The sequence below is a fragment of the Corallococcus sp. AS-1-6 genome (genome assembly GCF_020037015.1).
In the GTDB taxonomy this organism is placed as follows: domain Bacteria; phylum Myxococcota; class Myxococcia; order Myxococcales; family Myxococcaceae; genus Corallococcus.
Genome location: NZ_JAIQDE010000052.1, coordinates 1 through 19,507, shown reverse-complemented (window position 1 = coordinate 19,507; position 19,507 = coordinate 1). Strand labels below are relative to the sequence as shown.

The 19,507-nt window shown below is 70.4% G+C and carries 13 protein-coding genes and 1 pseudogene; 9 read left to right on the top strand and 5 right to left on the bottom strand.

Going from position 1 to position 19,507, the window contains the following annotated elements:
* Nucleotides 1-171: 171 nt before the first annotated feature.
* Nucleotides 172-1,686, top strand: a complete 1,515-nt coding sequence (locus tag K8612_RS37975; RefSeq protein WP_223765811.1) for a hypothetical protein — start codon at nucleotides 172-174, stop codon at nucleotides 1,684-1,686.
* A gap of 257 nt (nucleotides 1,687-1,943) precedes the next feature.
* Here the strand turns inward: K8612_RS37975 and K8612_RS37970 are convergent, their stop codons facing one another.
* The 4 genes from K8612_RS37970 to K8612_RS37955 all read right to left on the bottom strand — a co-directional run bounded on the left by K8612_RS37970 (nucleotide 1,944) and on the right by K8612_RS37955 (nucleotide 5,941).
* Entirely contained in the window at nucleotides 1,944-2,726 is a 783-nt protein-coding gene (locus K8612_RS37970) for a LytTR family DNA-binding domain-containing protein (protein WP_223765810.1), read from the bottom strand.
* Nucleotides 2,727-2,917: 191 nt separating this feature from the next.
* Nucleotides 2,918-4,030: a histidine kinase gene (locus K8612_RS39700; protein WP_223765809.1), complete on the bottom strand. Its 1,113-nt coding sequence runs from the start codon at nucleotides 4,028-4,030 to the stop codon at nucleotides 2,918-2,920.
* A gap of 54 nt (nucleotides 4,031-4,084) precedes the next feature.
* Nucleotides 4,085-5,104, bottom strand: coding sequence for a zinc-binding alcohol dehydrogenase family protein (locus K8612_RS37960; RefSeq protein ID WP_223765808.1), 1,020 nt, complete (start codon nucleotides 5,102-5,104; stop codon nucleotides 4,085-4,087).
* Nucleotides 5,105-5,284: 180 nt separating this feature from the next.
* Nucleotides 5,285-5,941, bottom strand: coding sequence for a hemolysin III family protein (locus K8612_RS37955; protein ID WP_223765807.1), 657 nt, complete (start codon nucleotides 5,939-5,941; stop codon nucleotides 5,285-5,287).
* Between the two features lie 128 nt (nucleotides 5,942-6,069).
* On the opposite strand from K8612_RS37955, the gene K8612_RS37950 reads away from it, so the two are divergent.
* Nucleotides 6,070-6,711 carry a TetR/AcrR family transcriptional regulator gene (locus K8612_RS37950; protein WP_223744960.1) on the top strand — a complete coding sequence of 214 codons (642 nt, stop codon included), beginning with the start codon at nucleotides 6,070-6,072 and terminating at the stop codon, nucleotides 6,709-6,711.
* A 116-nt stretch (nucleotides 6,712-6,827) separates the two neighbouring features.
* The gene (locus K8612_RS37945) at nucleotides 6,828-8,624 is read left to right on the top strand and encodes a M4 family metallopeptidase (protein ID WP_223765806.1); all 1,797 of its coding nucleotides are present in this window, start codon (nucleotides 6,828-6,830) and stop codon (nucleotides 8,622-8,624) included.
* Nucleotides 8,625-8,694: 70 nt separating this feature from the next.
* On the opposite strand, the gene K8612_RS37940 is transcribed toward K8612_RS37945, so the two are convergent.
* Nucleotides 8,695-10,608, bottom strand: coding sequence for a propionate--CoA ligase (locus K8612_RS37940; RefSeq protein ID WP_223765805.1), 1,914 nt, complete (start codon nucleotides 10,606-10,608; stop codon nucleotides 8,695-8,697).
* Between the two features lie 147 nt (nucleotides 10,609-10,755).
* On the opposite strand from K8612_RS37940, the gene K8612_RS37935 reads away from it, so the two are divergent.
* The 6 genes and pseudogenes from K8612_RS37935 to K8612_RS37910 all read left to right on the top strand — a co-directional run.
* Nucleotides 10,756-11,154 (top strand): hypothetical protein, encoded by a 399-nt coding sequence (locus K8612_RS37935; RefSeq protein WP_223765804.1) that lies wholly within the window; start codon nucleotides 10,756-10,758, stop codon nucleotides 11,152-11,154.
* 34 nt (nucleotides 11,155-11,188) lie between these two features.
* Complete coding sequence (locus K8612_RS37930) at nucleotides 11,189-11,710, top strand: hypothetical protein (RefSeq protein WP_223744964.1); 522 nt, start codon at nucleotides 11,189-11,191, stop codon at nucleotides 11,708-11,710.
* 173 nt (nucleotides 11,711-11,883) lie between these two features.
* On the top strand, nucleotides 11,884-13,743 hold the full coding sequence (locus K8612_RS37925) for a hypothetical protein (protein ID WP_223765803.1): 1,860 nt from the start codon (nucleotides 11,884-11,886) through the stop codon (nucleotides 13,741-13,743).
* Between the two features lie 42 nt (nucleotides 13,744-13,785).
* A complete protein-coding gene (locus tag K8612_RS37920) occupies nucleotides 13,786-17,301 on the top strand; it encodes a hypothetical protein (protein ID WP_223744966.1) in 3,516 nt (1,171 codons plus the stop codon).
* Nucleotides 17,302-17,469: 168 nt separating this feature from the next.
* A complete protein-coding gene (locus K8612_RS37915; RefSeq protein ID WP_223765802.1) occupies nucleotides 17,470-18,945 on the top strand; it encodes a DUF2252 domain-containing protein in 1,476 nt (491 codons plus the stop codon).
* Nucleotides 18,946-19,031: 86 nt separating this feature from the next.
* Nucleotides 19,032-19,507, top strand: a pseudogene (locus tag K8612_RS37910) (hypothetical protein); the annotation flags it as partial.

The window sequence follows — 19,507 nt, the reverse complement described above, 5'->3', positions numbered from 1 at the left end:
CTGGCCTGCGACCGGCCGTGCGGCCGGGCCCCACGCAAGGCCGCCTGCCGGGTGAGGACAGGCCAACGGGGCCGTGCCATTCGCCGCGCCCCGAGCACCGTTCGCCGCGCCCTTCGGGTCATTGGCGGCATGGCCCCTGGAGGCAGGGGCCGGCCGCGACATCGTGTCGTCATGCGAAGCCCCCTGCCGTGGTCCGCCGTCGCAGTGCTGCTGCTCACCCTGTCCGCCTCGGCCGCCGAGGACCCCGGCCGCGCCCGAGTCCACGCCGCCGCCGAGGCCATGGGCGGAGAGGCCCGGCTCCGCGCGCTCAAGGGCCTGCGCCTTCGAGGCGTGGGCCACTGGAACCTGCTGGAGCAGTCCGAGCGCCCCACGCCGCCCTTCCTCGTCGTGTACGAGCAGTTCGAGGAGGTCCGCGACCTGCGCCGGGGCCGTCTGCGCCAGAAGTCCGAGAGCCGGGGGGCGGTGCTGGACGAGTGGAAGGGCGTGACGATGCTGCTCGCGGACGGCGTGGCGGCGGCGGACGTTCAGGGGAAGTGGAGGCCCCTGGGCGCCGCGCAGCTCCAGGACCTGCAAGAGCGGCGGGCCTTCGCGCCCGAGCACGTGCTGCTCGCGGCCCTGGACGCCAGGGACCTGCGAGCCCAGGCGGACACCGTGTTGCAGGAGGTGCCCCACCACGTCGTCGCCTTCCACCTGGACCGCGCGAGCGTGCGCCTGTTCCTCAACGCCCGCACCAGACTGCCCACGGCCGTGGAGACGGTGGACGCGCATCCGGAGGATCCCTTCTGGAGCGTCTGGGGCGACGTGCGCACCATGTTGTCCTTCCAGGCCTGGACGCTGGAGGCGGGCGGGCTGCGCTACCCGCGCCACTGGGAGTGGGCGCGCAACGGCCAGCCCTACCACTCCGTCACGGTGACGGCGGTGACGGTGGATCCGCCGCTCGATGACGCGGACTTCGCCGTGCCAGACGACGTGAAGCAGGGCTTCGAGGCCCGCCGCGCGAGGAAGCTGGACGAACCCCCCGTGGTCCGTCCCGAAGCGCCGCCCGTGGAGGTGGCCCCCGGTGTGATTCAGCTACCGGGAGCGTGGAACGTGGCCCTGGTGGCGCAGGACGACGGCGTGGTGGTGATGGAGGGCCCGCTCGCGTCCGGCTATTCCGCGCGGGTGATGGACGAGGCCGCGAAGCGCTTCCCCGGCATGAAGGTGAAGGCCGTGGTGTCCACCAGCGGCGCCTGGCCGCACATCGGCGGACTGCGCGAGTACGTGGCCCGGGGCATCCCGGTGTACGTGCTGGATTTGAACCGCGCGCTGGTGGAGCGGCTGGTGGCGGCGCCGCGCACGCTCGTGCCGGATGCGCTGGCCCGGAAGCCGCGCGCCGCGAAGCTCCAGGTCGTGGACGGGCGGCGCGTGCTGGGCAGCGGGAAGAACCGGCTGGAGCTCGTTCCCGTGCGTACGGAGACGGGGGAGCGGATGCTGTTCGCGTGGCTGCCGGAGCACCGTCTGCTCTACACGTCCGACCTGGTGCAGCCCCAGCCGGACGGCACGTTCTTCAACGTGCAGCAGGTGGACGAAACGGTGGACGTGGCCGCGCGAGAGAAGCTCCCGGTGTCCCAGGTGTTCGGCATGCACCTGAAGCCCACGGACTGGAGCGCGCTCACCACCGCCGTGGACAAGGTCCGCGAGCCCTGAAGCGCCGCCAGGGCCACGGATGAGAAAGTGAGAACCCAGCCAGGCCGCCCCGTCGGCGGGGCACGGCCAAAACCTGTCCGACTGTCGGACAGCTTGGGACTCAGTGCATGAACCTGTCGGACTGTCGGACAGGTTTTGAGAGACCGCGCCGGCCGGAGGGCTGCTCGCCGCGGACGGTTGGAACCTGTCCGACTGTCGGACAGGTTTTGCAGGTCCGTGCCAGGCGGGCGGTGGCTGGCATGGGCGGATTGGGGACTTCAGCGTGCCCGGCCCAGTCGTCGCTCCAAATGCTCGCGGCGGCTTCGGCTCACGCGCAGGCGCATGCCGCTTCGCAGCACCACCACCTGCTCCGTTGGCGAGGGCCGGTGCACTTCTTGAATGCATGCCACGTTGACGATGGCGGAGCGGTGGATGCGCACGAAGCGCTCGGGGTCCAGCCGCGCTTCCAGCGCCGCCAGGCTCTCGCGCAGCACGTGGGCCTTGCCGTCCGCGTGCAGCGTGACGCAGTAGTCGTCCGCCTCCACCCACTCGATGTCCGCGACAGGGACGAGCACGGAGCGCAGCCCCACGCGGACCAGCAGCCGGTCCGCGGGAGGCTCGGCGGGTCTGGGTGCCGGGCCTGCGTCCGCCAGCAGGTCCGCGAGCCGTCGGCCCAGTTCGGCGGCCTCGCCGGTGCGCAGCCGCTGCCGGGCCCGGGCGAGCGCCTCGTCGAAGCGCGCGTCATCGAAGGGCTTCACCAGATAGTCCACCGCGTGCACGTCGAAGGCCTTCACGGCGAAGGTGTCGAACGCGGTGATGAAGATGACGGCGGGCATCTGATCCACGCCCACCTCGCGCAGTACGCCAAAGCCGTCCAACTCCGGCATCTGCACGTCCAGCAACACCAACTGGGGACGCTGGGCGCGGATGGCCTCCACCGCCTCGCGGCCGTCGCGGCACTCGCCGCACACCACCGCGTCCGGATGGCGCGCCAGGGCCTGGCGCAATCCCTTCCGGGCCAGCGGCTCATCGTCCACCAACAGCACGCGCAGCTCAGGCATGCGCACTCCCGGTGAGCCCCGGCTTGCGCGTCAGGGATTGACCCGCGCCACAGCAGGCCAATGGCTCGTCATTGATGAGGAGCACGCGCAGCTCAGCCATGCGCCACCCCGGTGAGCCCCATCTGCGCGTCAGGTGCTGACCCGCGCCACTCCAGGTCAGCGGCCTTTCATCCATCAGCAGCCTCCTCAGATCAGCCATGCGCCACTCCCGCGACGCCCGGCGTGGAGCGCCATGGCAGCAGGACCGTGGCCACGGTGCCCTGCCCTTCCGCGTTGGCGATTCCCAGCCGCCCTGCTTCACCGTAGAGCTGCGACAGGCGCGCCCGCGTGTTCGACAGGCCGATGCCCCTTGCCGCTTCCAGGTCGAAGTCCCGGGGCAGCCCCGGACCGTCGTCTCGCACGGTCAGCTCCAGCGCGTCTCCGCACCGCCGCGCGCCGATGCGCAGCACCCCGGACGCGGAGCGCACGCCGATGCCGTGGCGGAGCGCGTTCTCCGCGAGCGGCTGGAGCACCAGGTGGGGCACCCGGGCCTCCAGCGCTTCCGGCTCCACCGCCCACTCCACCCGCAGCCGGTCCGCGAAGCGCAACTGCTGGAGCTCCAGGTAGCGCGACAGCACGACCACCTCGTCGCGCAGGGACACCTCCTGGGTGGCCCCCTGCTGGAGCAACTGCCTCAGCAGGTCGCTCAACAGCACCAGCATGCGCGCGGCCTCCTCCGTCTCCTTCTCGCGCACCAGCACCACGATGGCGTTGAGCGTGTTGAAGAGGAAGTGCGGCTGCAATTGCGTCTGAAGCGCGAGCAGCCGGGACTCGGCCAGTTGCACCGCGAGCGCCGCGGCCTGACGCTCGCTGTCCCTCGCCCGTTGAGAGGCCCGCGTTGCTGAGGCCACCGCCAGCACCGTCGCGTAGGCCATGCCCATCATCGGCAGCCAGCCCCACCAGGCACGCAGCCAGCGCGCGGTCCAGGTGGCGCCCCTCCCGGGCATGAACCCCGCCGTCGTCGCCGCGTATACGGCGGCGAACAACGCCCCCATACCCAGACACGCCGCCAGGTGCACGAGGACGGAGCGCGGCCTCGGCGGGCTCAGGGGCTCGCGCGCGGCGAGCCGGGTGAGCCACGGCGTGAGGGGCAGCCACACGTACCAGGCGGGCATCTGCGCCGCGAACACCCGCCACGGCGCGGGCGCACCGGCCATGTCCCGGCTGAACGTGTACGTCTCCAGCGCGGAGAAGAGCGCGGGCACGGACCACGCGGCGGCCCGCCTCGCCCACGCGCGCCACTCGCTTCCAGAGGTGTCTTCCACGAGGCCCGCGAGTCTACCGGCGGACCCCGCGGACTTCACCGCCTCCGCGAAGGCTCAGGGGAAGCCGCTCAGAACAATCTTCCCCACCGTGCGGCCCGTCTCCACCGCCGCGTGCGCGCGCCGGAGGTTGGCGGCGGTGAGCGGCCCGAAGTCCTGCGTCATGGTGGTCCGCAGCGTGCCGCCCTCCACCAGGTCCGCCACCGCGTCGAGCAGCCGCTGCTGGGAGAGCGGATCCGCGTCGTAGAGGGCGCGGGTGAACATCAGCTCCCAGTGCAGCGCCAGGCTCTTGCGCTTCATCGCGGTCACGTCCAGCGGCGTCTGCGGGTCGTCGATGATGCCCATGTGGCCGAAGGGCGCCATCAGCTCCACCAACTGCGGGAAGTGCTGCTCCGTCGCGGTGAGCGCCATCACGTAGCGCACGCCGCCCGGCACCAGCGCCTTCACCTGCTCGGCCAGGGGCTGACGGTGGTCCACCACGTGGTGCGCGCCCAGGGAGCTGCACCACTCCACCGTCTCCGGCCGCGAGGCCGTGGCGATGACCGTGAGGTCCGTCAGCCGGGTGGCGAGTTGGATGGCCATGGAGCCCACGCCCCCCGCGCCGCCCACCACGAGCAGCGCGTCCTTCCGGGTGCCCGTCTTGTGCTGGGGCACCCCCAGGCGCTCGAACAGCAGCTCCCACGCGGTGATGGAGGTGAGCGGCATCGCGGCCGCCTGGGCGAAGGTCAGTCCCCTCGGCTTGCGTCCGACGATGCGCGCGTCCACGACGTGCAGCTCGGAATTCGTCCCTGGCCTCGCGATGGAGCCCGCGTAGAACACTTCATCTCCGGGGCGGAAGCGCTTCACGTCCCTGCCCACGGCCTCCACCACGCCGGCCGCATCCCAGCCGAGCACTCGAGGCGAGGACTCCACCTTGTCCTTGGGCGCGCGCACCTTCACGTCCACGGGGTTCACGGACACGGCGTGCACGCGCACCCGCAGGTCGCCGGGGCCGGGCGTGGGGTCAGGCAGCTCCACGTCCGCGAAGGCTTCGGGATGGTCGCTGGGGAGGTACTTCGTCAGGGCAACGGCTCGCATTGGGGGCTCCTTTGCGTGCAACATCGTCCCGAAGGTTGGAACGGACAAGTACGCAGGATTTCCGCCCATAGGAACGAAAAGGGAACCCTGACGCAGAGACGTCCCTGGGCGCGAGGCCCCGCGGAAGCCGGCCCCGAAGCGCAGGCTCGCCGTCGCGGGGCGCTGAGCGCCGCCCGCGCCCTACCCCGCCGCGCGCACCATGCGCAGCACGACCGCGAAGTGCAGCGCCGCGCCCACCAGCGTCATCGCGTGGAACACCTCGTGGTAGCCGAAGACGCCGGGCCGGGGGTTGGGCCGCTTGAAGGCATACGCGAGCGCGCCCAGCGTGTACGCCAGCCCTCCGGCGATGATGAGCAGGCTCGGGCCCACGCCCACCGCGCGGAAGACGTCGCCGAAGTACGGCATCATCGTCCACCCCACCCCGATGGCCAGCGCCGCCGTCACCCACTTGGGCGCGCCCACCCAGAACAGCGACTGGAGGATGCCCAGCAGCGCCCCCGCGTAGAGCCACGCCATCAGCGGGTTGCCCACCTCGGGCGGCAGCCCCAGCAGGATGACCGGCGTGTACGTCCCCGCGATGAGCAGGAAGATGGCCGCGTGGTCCGCCCGGCGCATCCACGCGCGGGCCCGCGGCGACCAGTTCACCCGGTGGTACGTCGCGCTGATGGTGAACAGCCCCACCAGGCTCAGCGCGTACAGCGCGGACGCCACCGCCGTGCGCGGCGTGGGCGCCATCGCCACCAGCACCACGCCCGCCCCCACCGCGAACGCCGCCGCCCACTGGTGCAACACCCCCCGCAGCTTCGGCTTCTCCATGCCCGACACCGCCGCGCTCATCCGCGCACCACAGTGAACTCGACACCTCTCGCAGCGAAGCATTTCATGACGGTGCCGGCTCCCGATTCAACCTACGATACGGTAGGTTTCGATTCGGTAAGTTACTGACGGGTAGGTTCGAGGTCAACTTGAAGAAGAAACAGCGGCTCACGGGTGCGGAGCGCCGGGTCCAGTTGATGGAGATAGGCCGGGCGGTCTTCGCCTCGAAGGGCTACGAGGCGACCTCCATTGAAGAGGTCGCCCAGCAGGCAGGCGTGTCCAAGCCCATCGTCTACGAGCACTTCGGCGCGAAGGAGGGGCTGTACGCGGCCATCGTGGACCGCGAGCTGGAGGACCTGGTGACGCGCGTGTCCGCGAGCATCGCCCAGGGCACGCCCCGGCAGCGCTTCGAGGACGCGGTGCTGGCGTTCATGGACTACGTGAAGGAGGAGCCGGCGGGCTTCGCGGTGCTCACGCGGGACTCGCCCACGGCGGCGGCGCGGCGCGGCCTGACGCGCGTCATCGACGACCTGGCCCAGCGCGTGAGCGACGTGTTCCGCAGCGAGTTCGAGCGCGCGGGCTACCCGTCCAAGGTCGCGCCCATCTACGCCAACGCGCTGGTGGGCATGGTGACCCAGGTGGGCCACTGGTGGGCCGCGGAGGGCAAGGCCTTCTCCACGGAGAACGTGGCCCGCCATGTCGCGGCCCTTGGATGGATGGGGCTGAGGCACCTGCCCAAGGACCCGGCAGCACCCGGCGTGAACAAGGCCGTGAAGCAGCGCAAGGGCTGAAGCCCCTCGGTGGCCGCTTCGTGGGTTCCCGGGTCTCCTGAATTGCCCAGGAATTTTCTTTTCTGGGTGAAAGCCCACCCCCTGGAAAGCGCTCCTCGCGCGAACCGGAGTCCCCCATGCGCATCCGTCACTACGCCTCGCTCGCGTCCTTCCTGCTGCTGGGAAGCGCCTGTGGTCCCACCGACACCACCGCTGATGAGACTGCCCGGACGGAGGCGCAGCAGGGCAGCGCGCTGGCCTCGAAGCCCGTGCGTGGCGACGGCCTCCGCCAGCTCCAGGCGCAGCGCCCCGGCTTCCTCAAGGGCGCGGGGGAGCTGAGCTCGCGGCGCTTCCACGTGGACGGGCGCGGCCAGGCGCATGAGCGCCTCTCGCAGACGTTCCAGGGCGTGCCCGTCTTCGGCGCGGCGGCCATCGTGCACATGGACGCGAACGGCGCGATCGCGGGCGTGACGGACAAGCTGGTGCGCAACCTCAAGGTGGACACCACGCCCCGGCTGCGGGCGGAGGAGGCCATCCAGCGCGCCGTGTCCGCTCAGGAGTCCGCGGGCAGCGTGCTCACGGGCGCGCCCCGCGCGGACCTGCAGATCCTCGCCGACAGCAAGGACACCCGCCTGACGTGGCGCGTGCAGTTGGAGACGGTGGACGTGGACGGCCTGCCCTCCATGCCGAACATCTTCATCGACGCGCGCACCGGTGACTCCGTCTGGGCTTTCGACAACCTCCAGACGACCCGCAACCGGAAGACCTACACGGCGAAGAACCGCACCACGCTGCCCGGCACGCTGGTGCGCAGCGAGGGCCAGGGCGCCTCGGGCGACGCGGTGCTGGACCAGGCCCACGACAACGCGGGCTTCACGTACGACTTCTACTCCAGCGTGTTCGGCCGGGACAGCTACGACGGGCTGGGCACGGCGCTGACCTCCAGCGTCCACTACAGCAAGAACTACGTGAACGCGTTCTGGAACGGGACGCAGATGGTCTACGGCGACGGTGACGGCTCGCAGTCCAGCGCGCTCACGGTGCTGGACGTGGTGGGCCACGAGCTGACCCACGCCGTCACGGACACGTCCTCGGAGCTCATCTACGCCAACGAGTCCGGCGCGCTGAACGAGGCCATGTCCGACATCTTCGGCGCCTCCATCGAGGCGTACCGGGACGGCGCCGTCACCGCCAACACCTGGAAGATTGGCGAGGAGTGCTGGACGCCGGCCACCGCGGGCGACGCCTTGCGCTACATGAACGACCCGGCCATCGCGGGGGACTACGACTACTACCCCACGCGCTACACCGGCACGTCCGACAGCGGCGGCGTGCACTGGAACTCCGGCATCGCGAACCTGGCGTTCCACCTGATGGTCAACGGCGGCACGCACCCGCGCGGCAAGACGAGCAACGTGGTGCCGGCGCTCGACGCCAACAGCTACGCCAGCATCATGAAGGGCGCGGCCATCTTCTACCGCGCGAACACCGTGTACCTGACGCCGGGCAGCACCTTCTCCGACGCGCGCGGCGCCACCGTGCAGGCGGCCGCGGACCTGTACGGCTCCAGCGCCGTCACGTCCGTCAACGAGGCCTGGACCGCCGTGGGCGTGGCCGCGCCGCCGTCCTGGACGACCCTCGCCACGCTCACCAACGTGTCCGGCGCCCGCAGCAGCAACACGAACCTGAGCTACGTGAAGCCGTCCGGCGCCACCGCCATGCGCTTCCAGCTCTCCGGCGGCACGGGTGACGCGGACCTCTACGTGAAGTTCGGCAGCGCGCCCACGACCTCCACCTACGACTGCCGCTCCGCGGGCGCCAGCAGCGACGAGTCCTGCACCATCAACGCGGCGCAGTCCGGCACGTACTACGTGCTCATCCGCGGCTACACCGCGTTCTCCGGCGCCACCTTCACGGTGAGCTCCGGGCAGTAAGTAGCCTTCCGTCGTCCGCCGGCGCGACCACCACGGCCCGGGTGGCCGCGCCGGGCTTTTCTCTTCCGCCTCAAGTCTTCGCCGGCCGCGCCTTGAGCGCGGCCTGGATGCCCTCCAGCGCGCCCGGGTCCTCGATGGTGGTGAGGTCTCCGGGCTCGCGGTCCTCCGCCACCGCCTGGATGCTCCGGCGGAGCAGCTTTCCGGAGCGCGTCTTGGGCAGGTTCGCCACCACGTACACCGCCGCGGGGCGGGCCACGGCGCCCAGCGTCCGGCCCACCGTGTCCATCACCTCGCGTGAGAGAGCATCCCGGTCCTCCTCCCGCCGCAGGCGCGCGGGGTCCCTGGGCACGGCGAAGGCCATCACCACCTGGCCCTTCAACTCGTCCTTCACGCCCACCACCGCGACCTCCGCGATGGCCGGGTGGCCGCTGATGGCCTCTTCAATCTCGCGCGTGCCCAGCCGGTGGCCCGCCACGTTGATGACGTCGTCGGTGCGGCCCAGGATGAAGTAGTCCCCGTCCGCGTCGCGCGTGGCCCAGTCGAAGGTGTTGTAGAGGGGCGTGTCGAAGCTGGAGAAGTACGTGGAGACGAAGCGCGCGTCGTCACCCCACACCGTGGACAGGCAGCCCGGCGGCAGCGGCGGCTGAATCACCAGCACGCCCTTCTGGTCCGCCGCCGTCACCTCCTCCCCGCTCAGCCCGTCCACCAGCTTCACGCGGTAGCCGTAGATGGCCGCCCCCGGTGAGCCCAGCTTGCGCTTGCGCGGCTCCACCCCGGGGACGGGCCCGAGGATGGGCCAGCCCGTCTCCGTCTGCCAGTAGTTGTCCAGCACCTGCGTGGACGGCAGCGCATCCGAAATCCACGCGTGCGTGGGCGCGTCCAGCGGCTCTCCCGCGAGGAACAGGTAGCGCAGGCTGGACGTGTCGTGGCGCTTCAGGAACGCCGCGTCCTGCTTCTTCAGGATGCGGATGGCCGTGGGCGACGTGAACATCACGCTCACCCGGTACTGCTCGATGAGCCTCCACCAGACGGCGGCGTCCGGCCGGATGGGCAGGCCTTCGTAGAGCACCGTCGTCATGCCGTTCAAGAGTGGGCCATAGACGATGTACGAGTGGCCCACCACCCAGCCGATGTCGGAGGCGGTGAACATCACCTCGCCGGGCTGGCCCGTGTAGATGTGGCGCATGGACGCGGCCAGCGCCACCGCGTAGCCGCCCGTGTCGCGCTGCACGCCCTTGGGCTTCCCGGTGGTGCCGGACGTATAGAGGATGTAGCTGGGCTCCGAGGACTCCATCCACTCCACCGGAACCTGCGCCCCTTCGTGCTCGCGGCCCAGCGTGGCGAAGTCCACGTCGCGCCCCGGCGTGACGGGGCTGTTGGGGACGAGCCCCCGGTCCACCACCAGCACGCGCGCGGGCGGGTGCTTCGCGAGCGTGAGGGCCTCGTCCACCAGCGGCTTGTAGGGGACGACGCGGCCCGCGCGCATGCCCGCGTCCGCCGTCACCAGCAGGACGGGCTTCGCGTCGTCGATGCGCATGGCCAGGCTGTGCGCCGCGAAGCCGCCGAACACCACCGAGTGGATGGCCCCCAGCCGCGCGCAGGCGAGCAGCACGAAGACGGCCTCCGGCACCATGGGCATGTAGATGATGACGCGGTCCCCGCGCTTCACGCCCAGCGAGCGCAGCATGGCCGCCGTCCGGTTCACCTCCGCGTGCAGTCGGGTATAGGTGTATTGGCGGCGCTGGTCCGTCTCGGTGGACTCGAAGACGAGCGCCGGCTGGTCCGCGCGGGTGGCCAGGTGCCGGTCCACGGCGTTGTGGCACAGGTTGGTGCGCCCGCCGACGAACCAGCGCGCGAAGGGCGGCCGGGAGGCGTCGAGCACGGCGTCGAACGGCCGCTCCCAGTCGATGAGCCGGGCCTGCTCCGCCCAGAACGCCTCCGGCGCTTCGATGGAGCGGCGGTAGAAGTCCAGATAGCTGCCCATGCGGACGCTCCTGAAGAAGGGGGATGTCCCCCGACGATAGCGGCGGGCCCGCGGAGGTGGGAAGGACGCCTGCCCGGAAGGTGCCTGGGAATAATCAGCGCGGCGGGCGTAACCCCATCAGCTTTTCCACTGAAGGGGAGCCCACACATGAAGCGTCTCACGCAGGCGTTGGGGACGTCCGTCGCGCTGGTGCTGTTGGCCGTGCCCGTGGCGTACGCGGGGTCGAAGGCGCAGTTCTTCGTGTCCATCAACTCGACGGCCCGCACGGCGTACGGCGCGATGGGCACGGCGCGCAACAGCGCGGACACCACCCAGAACATCTATTGCCGCACCTTCTCGGACGTCACGGCCGGTGAGTCGGTGCGCTGCTTCGCCAACAACAGCGCGGGCGTCTACGTGAGCTGCTACTCCTCCGCTCCGGCGCTCGTGCGCAGCGTCCAGTCCGCCAACGACTCGGCCTACCTCTACTTCGCCTGGGACGCGGCCGGCGTCTGTCAGACCATCGACGTGCTCAAGGGTTCGCACCTGGAGCCGAAGGCGCCGTAGTCCCGCGACTTGCGTCACGCCCCCGGAGCCTTCGATGAAGACCTTCCTCCAGACACTGTTGTCACAGGTCCCGGGCATCGCGCTCGGCATCACCGGGGGCGTGGCGCTGACCTTCGCCACGCTGGAGTCCCGCGTGGAGCACCTGCTGGACGCGAAGCTGGAAGCGCAGCTCGGCCAGCTTCGCGGGCTCGTGCAGTCCCGTCCCGCCCCCGTCCCCGTCGTGATGCAGGCGCAGGACTCCCGCGAGGAGCTGCGGCTCATCCGCGAACAGCTCGCCTTGCTGGCGGCGCGGGAGCCCGTGGCGGCGCCGCGCCTGGAGGACCCCGGGGAGGACACGCGCCTCGCGCCCACGCCCGAGCAGGTGGAGTCCTCCCGCCAGGGACAGCAGGTGCTGGCGGACGCCGTCGGGAGGGGCCGCTGGACGGAGGCGGATCAACAGCGCTTCCACCAGGCCCTCCGCGCCGGGACGCGCGACGAGCGCGAAGCCCTGGAGCAGCGCCTGTCGCTGGCCATCAACAGCGGGCAACTGCGGCCGGTGATGGGCGACGAGCGCTAGCGCCCGGCGCGACGCAGGCGCGTCCAGCCAGCACGCGGATCCAGGTGCGTGCGCGAGCCGTGGGTGTGATCACGCGAGGTTGCGGTCTGGTCCTGGCCTTGCAGCAGGAGAGCGCGTGTCCGTGAAGCAGGTCGTGCTTCACGACACCTCTCCCCCACCCGCCGGGTCCTTCCATGACGATCTCGACCTCCCTCACCATCCAGAACAACTCCGGCTGCCCCATCGATAGCCGAGGCACGGTTGACTACAAGGACGGTTCGCTCAGCGGCTCCGCGCCCGCGACCAGCATCGCCGCGGGCTCCAGCACGACCTTCAAGGTCGAGCAGAACAACTCCGTCTCTCCAGGTCCTGAAGGCACGGTGACGTACAAGCTGGAGACGGGGAACGAGCAGGTGCCCCTCTCCTTCTACTGGAACTACTCCAGCGGCCCGAGCCACCCGGAGTCCTATACCGCCACCACGGACTCCAGCCTGGCGCCGGTGGTCATCACCCAGACGGACACCAGCGGAGACCACCACGCGACCACCTACCGGGTGGACTTCAAGCCGCGCGCGCCGCACGAGTGGGACCTGGTGTGGGCGCTGTCCGTGGGGCTCATCAACAAGCAACTGCACGCGCTGCGCTACTACCAGCTCATCCCGTCCTCGTTCACGCAGGCCGCCAGCGGGGGCGCGCAGCTCACCGTGACGGCCATGGGCGACCCGACCGTGTCGGTTCCCGACGACCAGACGACCCACCTGGACGTGCACCTGCCCTTCACCACCGCGACCCTCCAGTACGTGGAGTCCGGCGCGACGAAGACGCAGGCCCTGTCCGGGACGACGGTCATCGTGTCGCTGGACCTGTCGCAGGCGCAGGTGACGGACCCGGGCACGCTGGCCGCCACGTCGGAGGCGAAGCAGCACATCCAGGGCCTCCAGTCGCTCAACTACTCCGTCTACCGCCTCTTCCTGGACCTGACCCAGCCGTCGCTGTTCCGGTCGCTCCAGGTGGTGAACGCGAGCAACCAGCCCGTGACGCTCAGCCAGGCCGCGCAGGCCGCGCTCCAGGCCACGCTGGCCGGCGTGGGGCACATGGACGTGGCGTACACGACGCAGGCGCCGGGCAGCCCCGCGAGCATCGTCCCCACGTTCGCGAAGGAGCGCACGACCCGCTACGGCACCAACGGGAACTTCAGCACGCTCAACGTCTGCATGATGAGCCGGGGCCGGAAGGAGCCGGCGTGGGCGTCGCGCTTCGGCTTCACCGCGCCGCTGGCCGCCACCACCAACCCGGACGGCACCCCGGCGGAGGCCCGCGCGCGGCTGTACCTCAGCCAGGACACGCTGGGCGAGGGCTACCTCAAGCCGGTGGTGCTGCCCGCCATCCTGAAGGCCTCCGGCATCCCCGGCAGCACCACCCGGCAGGGGGCGCTGAAGTACCAGTGCGTCGGCACGCGCGACAACTCCCACAAGAACGACGGGCGCGGCGAGTTCGTCCAGGTGAACAACGGGTTCGACCAGTACGTGCTCGGCACGGAGGGCGTGACGTTCACCACGTCGCCCAACACCAGCCAGACGGACCGCTGCACGGTGGCGCTGAGCGGCCAGTTCCAGGTGAACATCGAGGTCAGCCAGTATCCGCTCGACTTCATCGGCCTGGGCATGAAGGACGTGCTGGGCCGGGCCACCTACGTGCAGCCCTGGACGGGCACCATCACCCTCGCGGCCGGAGACGGCGGCAAGCTGGTGACGTCCGTGAGCATCGTGCTGGGCAAGGCCCCGGCCCCGAGCGTGGACAAGACCCTGGATGGCTGGGTCTTCAACGCGCTGGACAAGCTGTTCAACTGGTCCTCCACGTCGCCGCAGGACGCCATCACGAAGCAGGCGCAGCAGTTCGCCAGCGACCTGGCCACCGCCTTCCGCGACAACGCCTCCATGTCGCTGGACGTCGAGGATTGCGTCGTGCTGCCCACGGGCGCCGCGCATGACTACAGCCAGTTCGTCTTCAACACCGAGGGCGCCGTCCAGGTGGACGTGTCCTTCCCCGGCTGAAGCGCGCCCACTCTCTCCCAAAGACATCCAAGGACTCCCTCCATGTCCCAGACTCCCCAGACGGGCTCGGCGACCGTTTCCTCCAGCCTGATGTACAACTACCTGGCCGCGACCTCCGTGGACGCGGCGTACCCCCTGGCCTCCGCGGAGGACACCGGCGGCTCGCCGCTGCTGTTCAGCGTGGGCGCGTCCGCCGCGAACACCGCGCGCAAGACGCTGTGGGTGATGTTGCGCGACACCACCGTGACGACCGGCTGGCGTCAGGTGGAGCTCAGCCCGGACGCGAACCACGACGTGCAGGGCTACGCGGTGGTCCAGGCCCCGTCGGGCCAGGTCATCCTCGCCGTGGCCGTGGACGACGGCGCGGGCGGCAGCCGCGTGTTCGTCTCCCCCGCCCTCGTGCCCACGCCGGACGGCGGCCCGTGGAGCACGCTCGACAGCGCGTGGGTCCAGCGCAACGGCGCCCCCGCCGGCATGCCCGTGCAGCGGCTGTTGCTGGGCGACTTCGTCAGCGCCAGCGAGGCGCCGCTGCTGGTGGCGGAGGTGAAGAACACGAACGGCACCACCGGCCGCTACTTCGTGGACGCGTCCACGAGCAACACGGCCAGCGCGTGGGTGAACTGGGCGCCGCCCAAGGACATGCAGACGCTGCACGACGTGGTGGTGGCGCGCGCCTCCATCACCGGCATCACCTACCGGGGCACCTGGTCGCTGTTCGACGACAACACCGGCAAGCGGTGCCTCACCTTCACCAGCCTCCTGGACCCGGCCACCAACACCACGCATTCGCTGTCCGTGACGGCGCCGTCCGGGGCGCGCTGCCTGTGGGCGCTGGAGGACCGCCAGAACCAGGGACTGAGCGCGCTGTACGTGGGCGGTGACGGGCTGTCCTGGTTCCCCTCCACGGGCCTGAAGAACGCGAAGAGCACCGCGCTCTCCATCGCGTCCTCCAGCGTGCTGTCGGGGGTCACGTCCGTGCTGGCGCAGCAGGACTCCCAGCGCGTCAGCGTGTGGGCGGTGGACGGCAGCCAGCGGCTGTTCTCCCTGAACAACGCGGTGGGCGCCACGGACGGCTGGTCCGCGCCGCTCCAGCAGCGCGAGCACGTGGCCCGGCTGGCCCCGCGCCGCAACCAGAAGCGCTCCACGGGGGAGCTGTTCGTGGCCTCCACGGACAACAGCCTCATCACGTACCTGTGGCAGGACCCGGACACCACCGCCTGGCAGAACTCGGACATGGTGCTGCCCACGCTGGAGAACGGGCAGGAGTTCCCCAGCTACACCACGGTGGTGCGCTTCACCGACGCGCAGGGACAGGCCCTGGTGGGCCAGCCGGTGCAGGTGAACGCCTCCGAGTGGTCCCGCGTGATGGTGAACGGCTACTGGACGGACCTGGACACCAGCACCCGGGTGGAGGTGAAGACGGACGCCAGCGGCACGGTGACGCTCATCAACAAGGTGTCCGACGTGGGCACGCCCGTGTTCCGCTTCAGCGCGGCGTTCCTCGCCCAGGACGTGACGGCGGACCCCAGCGCGGAGCTGCGCGCGAACCTGGCCGCGAAGCTGAAGGACCAGGACCTGTCCCAGTGGAAGAAGCCGGACGGCACGCCCGTGGTGCCCCCCGGCGCGAACCCGGACCTGGTGGCGCAGGTGCAGGCGTCGCTCCAGCAGTTGATGGACAACATGGACAGCCTGCCGGCGGACGGCTCGTCGGCGCCCGTGGAGCCCGCGGCGCCCGCGGCCCCGTCCATGGCGCCCACGGCGATGGCCAGGACCCAGACGTCCTTCGCGGTGCTGGGCAACGTGACGAACGCCATCGAGACGGCGGCGGGCGACGTGCTCCAGGCGCTCAAGAGCGCCGCGGGCGCCGTCTATGACTACGTGCTCCAGCCCATCGTCAGCGGCACGAAGACGCTGCTCCAGTTCTTCGTGAAGATTGGCGAGCAGGTGGTGACGTTCGTCATCCGGACCCTCAAGGAAGCGCTCCAGCTCATCAGTTGGCTGTTCCAGCAGTTGGAGGTGCTGATTGAAGATATCATCGCGTTCCTGGGCTTCCTGTTCGCGTGGGACGACATCCTGGCCACCCAGCGCGCGCTGGAGGCGATGACGCAGGACGTGTTCCTGGCGATCGCCGGCAAGATGAAGGGACAGGAGGCCGCCATCACGGCGTTCTTCGACCAGCTCATCTCCCAGTGGGACAGCGTCTGCGACACGGCGCTGGGCATGGACGACGTGAGCACGCAGCAGGTGGCGGCCCAGACCCAGAGCGAGGCGACGCCGACGGCGCAGTCCGCCCTCACCTGCGCCACCACCAGCCCGGGAGCGACCTTCTCCACCTACCAGGTCGCGCACGGCGGCATCGGGGACAGCACGCCCACCACGCCCGTGAACCCGGTGGCGCAGGCCATCACCGACTTCCTCCAGACAGTGGGCAACATCCTGTCGGACGTCGAGGACAGCCTGGAGGCGGTGCTCCAGGGCCTCCAGACGATGGCCAGTCAGGGCACCCTGAGCCTGCACGCCGTCGTGCGGCTGCTCGCGGGCGAGGCGGCGAAGGCGCTGCTCGGCGCCATGCGGGACCTGATGGTGGGGCTCTGCGAGGTGGTGGAGGACCTGACCCAGGCGCTGCTCCAGGACGTGCTCCTGCGTCCGTTCAACATCCCGGTCATCACCTGGCTCTACCAGAAGCTCACCGGCGAGCAGCAGTTGACGATGCTGGGGGCCGTCAGCCTGCTGGCGGCCATCCCGCTGACCATCGTCTACAAGCTGCTGACGGGGAAGGCCCCCATCCCGGAGCAGCCGGCGTCCTCCCAGCTCCAGTTGGCGCGCACGCCGTGGAGCGCCCGGAAGGTGCTGGAGCTGGACGCGGAGCCGGACTCCAGCTCGGTGGGTCCGCATGCCTATGACTACTCCGTCGTGGGAGGCGGCGTGGCGGAGTTCTGCTCGCTCCTCTACAGCGCCTGCGTGTTCGGGAACTCGCTGGCGCCCGTGCCCAGGGCCCAGAAGATCCTCTCCAGCGTCCAGGCCGTCACGACCTGCGTCAGCGTGGCCATGACCTTCCCCTTCGACGACAGCAGGGCCCAGCAGGGGGTGGACCGCGGCCTCTGGGGGCTCACCCTGGTGGAGGCCGTGACCGCGGGCTGCGTGGCCCTCCTGACCCTGGCTCCGCCCAAGGAGGAGGACGCGAAGGCCCTGGCGAAGATCGTGGAGCGGGTGGACACGGGCCTGCTGGGAATCATCGGCATCGCGGGCCTCATCACCTCCGTGGTGAGCTACGTGATGGAGATGGTGGCCCTGAAGGGACAGACGCCGGTGCCCGAGTACCACGGCTTCAAGTCGGACACGGAGAAGCTCGCCGCCAACCTGGTGCGCAACACGGGGACGACGGTGGAGAGCTTCGGGGGCTTCGTCCCGGAGTCTCCCGGCAAGCTGGAGATCCTCTTCATCGCCTTCGCGCTGGAGTTCGGCGCCTTCGGGCTCGACATGATCCGCTGGGCGGAGACCGTCATCTACGACGAGGACGTCGAGGGCGGCCAGGAGAAGCTCTTCCAGCCCTGGTGAGCGACCACGCCACCGTCCCCCGGGCCTGAGCGCCGGGGGGCGGCATCCCCCTCACGCCAGTGAACACTGCATCCGCTCACGGTCCCGGGGGCCGGGGACTTTCCGGGCGTGGACGCTTCCGGTTTCCAGGGGCCGGCACCACCTTGGAGGCGAGGAGTCACACACCCCATGGATGCGGAAGGCACATCGGAGCTGGGAGCCGCGAAGGTTCCCCTCGTGTCCAGTCAGAAGCAGCAGCGCACGCGGCGTACGCCCCGGAAGCTGAAGCCCTCGCGGCTGCAGGCCGTGGACTTCCGCTCCGTGGAGGAGCGCATGGACGCCGGCCGCGCCCTGCGCAAGCGCTGTCCCCGGAGCAGCCACGCCCGGTGGAAGCCCTTCCGGGGACGCGACCCGGTGGCGCAGCTCCAGGAGTCCGACGCCACGCGGCTGCCCTGGCTGGTGCCCGTGCGGCATGAGCGCATGTCCGAGTCCCCGTTCGCCTTCCTGCGAGGCACGCCCTTCGTCATGGCGCGCGACCTGGCCCACACGCCGCACAGCGGCCTGCGCAGTCAAATCTGCGGCGACGCGCACCTGGCCAACTTCGGCCTCTTCGGCACGCCCGAGCGCAACCTCATCTTCGACCTCAACGACTTCGACGAGACGCTGCCCGGCCCCTTCGAGTGGGACGTGAAGCGCCTGGCCGCGAGCTTCGTCGTGGCCGCGAAGCAGAACGGCCTGGGCGGGCGCTGCGGGAAGAAGGCCGCGCGCAAGGCCGTGGAGTCCTACCGGCTCACGATGCGCGAGCTGACCACGAAGAGCCTGCTGGAGGTCTGGTCGCTCCACGTGGACGCGAAGGAGCTGAAGCACTCGGACTCCGACGACACCGCGAAGCTCGCCGCGGAGGCGGTGGAGAAGGCGAAGCGCCACACCAGCGCGCACGCGGTGGAGAAGCTCACCGTGGAGCGCAACGGCCAGCGGCACCTGGCCTACCAGCCGCCCCTGCTCTTCCCGCTCAGCGCGGTGAAGATGGACGTGTCCCCCGCGGAGCTGGAGCGGCGCATCAAGCGGCTCACGGTGGGCTACCTGGAGTCGCTGGACGGCGCGGTGAGGGACCTGTGCCTGCGCTACCAGCGCAAGGAGTGGGGCTTCAAGGTCGTGGGCGTGGGCAGCGTGGGGCTGCAGGCCTACGTCGTGCTGTGCGAGGGCAACGGCGGGGAGGACCCGCTGGTGTTGCAGCTCAAGGAGGCGAAGGCCTCCGTGCTGGAGCCCTACCTGGGCCCCAGCGAGTTCCGCAGCGCGGGCGAGCGCGTGGTGGTGGGCCAGCGGCGCATGCAGGCCTTCTCCGACCTGTTCCTCGGCTGGACGGAGGTGGAGGGCATGGGCGCCTTCTACGTGCGCCAGTTGCGCGACATGAAGGGCGCGCTGGACGCGGAGAAGATGGACGCGCCCGTGTTCCAGGACTACGCGGACGCATGCGGGGCCACGCTGGCCCGAGCCCACGCGCGCACCGGAGACGCCGCGCTCATCACGGGCTACCTGGGCAGCAATGACCACTTCGATGAGGCCGTCACCGAGTTCGCCTGCGCCTATTCGGATCAGGTGGACTCGGACTACGGGCACTTCATCGATGCGCAGGCGAAGGCGTTGGAGGCACTGACGCACTGAGCGGGGCCGCGCGCCTCCGTCTGCGGTCCGTTGAAGTTGTCACGTCCCAGGGTCAGGATGCCGGGCTTCCTGAGCTTGAGGGCGTCATGAAGCTGGCCGGAGCCGTCACGCTGGTACTGCTGCTCGCGACGGGGTGCGCGACCCGCCGCGTTGTCCATATCGATACCGGGAACGGACCCCGGGTCGTCCACGAGCCGGTGGAGGTTGCCCCCGTCCAGGTGAGCGAGGACGCATTCGCAACCGCGCTCACGCGGCTCATCCTGGACATGCGCATGGACGTTGCCTTCCGTGAGACGGAGGCGGCGGATGCGCGAGGATGGGTGCGCTCCAGGACGCTGCTCGCCTCCTCGGAGGGCCTCGCGGATTCCGGCTCGCGCAGTTCGCCTGAGTCGTTGTACGAGCGCCTCTGTCCGGATGGCGACGCGTGCTTGACCCTGGTGGGCGGAACCGGGTTGCCCTTCTCGCGCAAGGACCGGACGTTGATGGCCCTGTCCTTCGCGCTCGACAGCGTGTGGGAAGGCGTCGAGGCCGAGGTTGGCAAGCTGCTGAATCCGGCGGCGCT

Excerpts from the sequence above, each read along its gene's own strand:
- K8612_RS37925 (WP_223765803.1), top strand. The coding sequence starts at position 11,884 with ATGACGATCTCGACCTCCCTCACCATCCAGAACAACTCCGGCTGCCCC.
- K8612_RS37975 (WP_223765811.1), top strand. The coding sequence starts at position 172 with ATGCGAAGCCCCCTGCCGTGGTCCGCCGTCGCAGTGCTGCTGCTCACC.
- K8612_RS37970 (WP_223765810.1), bottom strand. The coding sequence starts at position 2,726 with ATGCCTGAGCTGCGCGTGCTGTTGGTGGACGATGAGCCGCTGGCCCGG.
- K8612_RS37930 (WP_223744964.1), top strand. The coding sequence starts at position 11,189 with ATGAAGACCTTCCTCCAGACACTGTTGTCACAGGTCCCGGGCATCGCG.
- K8612_RS37960 (WP_223765808.1), bottom strand. The coding sequence starts at position 5,104 with ATGCGAGCCGTTGCCCTGACGAAGTACCTCCCCAGCGACCATCCCGAA.
- K8612_RS37940 (WP_223765805.1), bottom strand. The coding sequence starts at position 10,608 with ATGGGCAGCTATCTGGACTTCTACCGCCGCTCCATCGAAGCGCCGGAG.
- K8612_RS37915 (WP_223765802.1), top strand. The coding sequence starts at position 17,470 with ATGGATGCGGAAGGCACATCGGAGCTGGGAGCCGCGAAGGTTCCCCTC.
- K8612_RS37935 (WP_223765804.1), top strand. The coding sequence starts at position 10,756 with ATGAAGCGTCTCACGCAGGCGTTGGGGACGTCCGTCGCGCTGGTGCTG.
- K8612_RS37945 (WP_223765806.1), top strand. The coding sequence starts at position 6,828 with ATGCGCATCCGTCACTACGCCTCGCTCGCGTCCTTCCTGCTGCTGGGA.
- K8612_RS37955 (WP_223765807.1), bottom strand. The coding sequence starts at position 5,941 with ATGAGCGCGGCGGTGTCGGGCATGGAGAAGCCGAAGCTGCGGGGGGTG.
- K8612_RS37920 (WP_223744966.1), top strand. The coding sequence starts at position 13,786 with ATGTCCCAGACTCCCCAGACGGGCTCGGCGACCGTTTCCTCCAGCCTG.